The organism is Deltaproteobacteria bacterium (assembly GCA_016874775.1).
In the GTDB taxonomy this organism is placed as follows: Bacteria; Desulfobacterota; Binatia; order Bin18; family Bin18; genus VGTJ01.
In genome coordinates this window covers 1-4,146 of sequence record VGTJ01000302.1, presented here as the reverse complement: position 1 = coordinate 4,146, position 4,146 = coordinate 1, and the positions used below count along the sequence as shown (strand labels likewise).

General features: G+C 54.2%; 2 protein-coding genes. One reads left to right on the top strand and one right to left on the bottom strand.

What is annotated here, in order from left to right; all coding sequences use genetic code 11:
- Positions 1-220, bottom strand: a 220-nt coding sequence (locus tag FJ147_27675; protein ID MBM4259664.1) for a hypothetical protein, incomplete at its 3' end; no start/stop codon positions are given.
- Between the two features lie 496 nt (positions 221-716).
- Here FJ147_27675 and FJ147_27670 point away from each other — a divergent pair.
- The gene (locus FJ147_27670; protein MBM4259663.1) at positions 717-3,914 is read left to right on the top strand and encodes a hypothetical protein; all 3,198 of its coding nucleotides are present in this window, start codon (positions 717-719) and stop codon (positions 3,912-3,914) included.
- Positions 3,915-4,146 lie beyond the last annotated feature (232 nt).

The window sequence follows — 4,146 nt, the reverse complement described above, 5'->3', positions numbered from 1 at the left end:
TATCGTAAATGAACCAGAAATAGACTTCGTTACGCCACTGTACCCAGTTGAGGTTATCTCCGCCGTTTGAATGAAACGTATGGCGCATGCGGTACCACATCTGTAGTTCCGCGTTACCGATACGTGTCGATGCCCATACGAGTGAGCTGGCGTAGAACATGCTGCCCAACAATAAAGCCAGGCTTACGACCCATTTGATTCTGCGAAAAATATCCCTCATGATCTTACTCCCTCCTTAATCAAGCTAGTCAGTATTCAGCGATCAGCCATCAGCCAGACGGGGAAACTCAACAAGTTCCCGACCACTGCTCATGCGAAGCCGCGTCATCAAGGAGTGCACTTCTCTGCTGCTGTTGAAAGCTGATAATCGAGCACTTACGTCAAGCTGTTCTTGCTTACCTGTCCGGTGGTCCTTCGATTGCCCATGCCCACCGTTTGCATCTAGTCACTGCTGGTGCCCCCCTGGCACCGCCCCGTTCCCCCCTGCGTCTCGATGGACGAGAAACGCTTCTGCCTTTGGTAAGATTTTCCCCCTCCTTTTTTCTGGCAGCGTAAATCTTATTTGCGTCCGCTTTCGGTTGTGCTATAAGGCGACACCAACACAGCCAAACTGCTGTATAGAGGAATAGGCAGACTTTGCAGAAAAAGTCATAACAAAACGCTTCAAATTTCATTCAAGTTCGCTTCAAGTTGTCTTCAAAAAGGGAGGACAAGTGATGAATGAAGCGCAAGAGGTCCTGTTTCGTCCGTTTCGTCTTGATATGGCGAACGAACAACTCTGGCGAGGATCGCAACCAATCACTTTGCGACCAAAGACCTTTGGTGTATTGCGTTGTCTGGTTGAGCGTGCGGGGCGGCTCGTCTCGAAAGAGGAACTTCTCGATACCGTTTGGCCAGATACCACTGTGAGTGATGTGGTGCCAATCGTCTGTGTGCGGGAACTGCGCAAAGCCCTCGGTGATGATGCTGAGGCTCCACGCTTTATCGAGACGCTGACGCGACGAGGGTATCGGTTTATTGCCCCCCTCACCAGCGCTCAACCAGTAGTCAGTAGTCAGTATTCAGGAGTCAGTAGGCAGAAAGAGGCTGGGGACTGGGGGCTCGGTGCTCGTCCCTCTTCCCTCCAAGCCCCAAGTCCCAAGTCTCTAGCGCCAAATCTCGTTGGCAGAGAAACGGAACTGACAAAACTCCACAGTCTGTTATCTCACGCGTTCAGTGGTGAACGCCAGTTTGTCTTTATTTCTGGTGAGTCTGGTATTGGTAAGACGACACTGGTTGATGTTTTTCTTGACGGAGGAGAAAACTGGCAGTTAGGTTCCAATTCCGTCCCGCAGCAAGTTCCACCTGCCAAGCTGCACCTCCAAGCTCCCAGTGTATGGATCGGTCGTGGACAATGCATCGAACAACATGGTGCTGGAGAAGCCTATTTACCGCTACTCGATGTGATCGGACGCTTGTGTTCTGCACCTGGAGGGCAGGAGTGGCTTGCGCTCCTGCGTCGCTACGCGCCCACATGGCTGATGCAATTCCCGTCGCTTTTGAATGCGCCGGATATTGAAGAACTCCAACGTAAGATTCACGGTGCTACACAAGAACGAATGCTGCGCGAGATAGCGGAGGCGATGGAAGCCGCAACAATGAGCCACCCTGTCGTTTTGGTGTTGGAAGATCTGCAGTGGTCTGATGCGTCAACGCTCGACTTTCTGGCCTTCTTGGCCCACCGGCGTGGACCGGCGCGGTTGTTCGTTGTCGGTACGTATCGTCCGGCTGAGCTTACTGGCGGACCCCATTCTCTTGCGACCCTGACGCAGGAACTCTGTCAACATCATCTCGGGACAGAGATGGCGCTGTCGTTGCTCAATGAGTCTGAAGTGGCGACGTATCTTAAGAGGCATTTTCCCTCTGAACTCTGCGATCGCGCGCCGTTGCATGAGTGGGCGCACCGCCTGCATCAACGGACCGACGGGAATCCTTTGTTCTTGACCAATGTGGTGGAGTACGTGATCGCGCGGGATATTGATGTGACCGGAGGGCATTTGTTTCCTGCAATGGAACAGATGCTCGATGTGGTGCCGCAGAGTCTGCAGCAGTTGATTGAGCAACAGCTCGACCGACTCAGCCTAGAAGATCAGCACCTACTCGAAGTCGCGAGTGTCGCTGGAGTTGAATTTTCCGCTGCTGCCGTTGCGGCTGGACTAGAGCGCGATGTGGTTGCAGTTGAAGAACGCTGTCGCGAACTGGCACGGCATAGGCAATTCCTGCAGACACGTGGGGTTGAAGAGTGGCCGGATGAAACCGTTGCGACGCGGTTTGGGTTTATTCACTCGCTCTACCAGCAAGTGTTGTATCAGCGAGTGACCGAAGCCCAAAAGGCGAGGCTGCATGTGCGCATTGGGACCTGCATTGAGACCGGCTATCACACGCAAACCAAAGACGTTGCCGCTGTCTTGGCCATGCATTTCCGCAACGGGCGCGACTATCGCCGTGCGGTCTATTATCTTCACCAGGCAGCCGAGAATGCCGTGTGGCGATGTGCGTTTCAAGAAGCGAATGCCCACTTCACCAAAGGCATAGAACTTCTTCATCATTGGCCTGATACGCCGGAGCGAACGCAACAAGAGATCCTGTTGCACCTCACCGTGCTGGGGCCACTGCTGACCTTGAAAGGTGAGGCCTCAGCGGAAGTTGAGCACTTCTATGCACAAATCGTGAGACTCCACCAGCACCTGGGAGCAACCGAGCCGTCGTTTCTGGTACTGTTAGGCTTGTGGGTGGTCAGACTGGTACGTGGAGAACTTGTTGAGGCGCGAACGTTTGCCGAGCAGATGGTGACCCGATCTGAAACGGAAGCGGACGCTGTGATGCGTTTGTGGGCTCATCTCGCGGTTGGTATCGGTGCGTATTACCGTGGCGAGTTTACTACTGCACATGCGTATTGTGAGGAAGTCACGACGCTGTGCGATACCCAGCAGCCGCAACATTTGCTTGATCCGAAGATGTTGGCGTTGTCTTTTGATGCGCTGTGTATGTGGATGCTTGGACAACCCCAGCGTGCGCGCCAGAGAAGCCAGGAGGCTTTGTCCTGGGCACATGGCTCGGATCATCCGTACAATAGGGTCGCAGCCCAACTGATGGCCTCATGGTTACATGTGCTGCTGCGAGACGGTGCGACGGCAGAAGCAGAGGTTGACGTCGCGTTACCTGCGGCCCGAGCGCATGGATTTGTCCAGTATATCGCGCTTGGTACGCTTCTTCGCGGGAGCGCGCTGATTGAACAGCGGCAGAGTAGCGACGGACTACATCTGATCTCCCAAGGCTTTGAAGCGTTGCACACGGTCAAGGTGCGACTCGGCCTGCCATTCTGGCAAGGGCTCCGTGCAACCGCTTTGGGTAGCCTAGGACGAACGAACGAAGCACTGGCAGTGATTGCTGAGGCCGAAGCGACGATGGAACAGGACGGCGAACGATTCTTTGCTGCGGAACTCTATCGCATTAAGGGCGAACTGCTCGTCAGGCAGTGCGGAGTGCGGAGTTTGAAGTGCGAAGTCAAGAAAGATCTGGAGTCTAGCGTCCAGAGTCTAATCTCTGACCCGCCTAGCACCCAGCTCCCAGCTCCCAACACCCAAGCGAAGGCGGAAGCCGAAGCATATCTTCGCCAAGCTATCGCCATCGCACGACAACAACACGCCAAAGCCTTGGAACTGCGAGCAGTGATGAGTTTGGTGCGTGTACGACAGCAGTGTGTTCTGGATAGTGGATTACGGGTGACGGATGACGATTCGCGTGCAGCCCTGAGCGAAGCACACACGATGTTGGCTGAACTGTGTGATTGGTTTGACGGAGATGAAGAGACAGTGGATGTACGAGAGGCGAGAGGATTATTGGCAGAGCTGGAGGAGCGGTCAAGAACGTAAAACGTAACAGAAAACTTTCTCAGTCCCCAATTACGTTTTACGCATTCCGTTTTATCGCCCAGACAAAGTTCCCGCAGGGCAGTCCTGCTACCCTGCGAGTTCGTTACTAGAGCAGATAGTACGTCATCTCAAACCAGAACTGGTCGCGGCTCGCAAAAGCGTAGATACCGCTCCAGCCTTGGCTCATGCTGCTGCCTGGGTACCAAGCAACACCAGTCGAGAGTTCGATGTT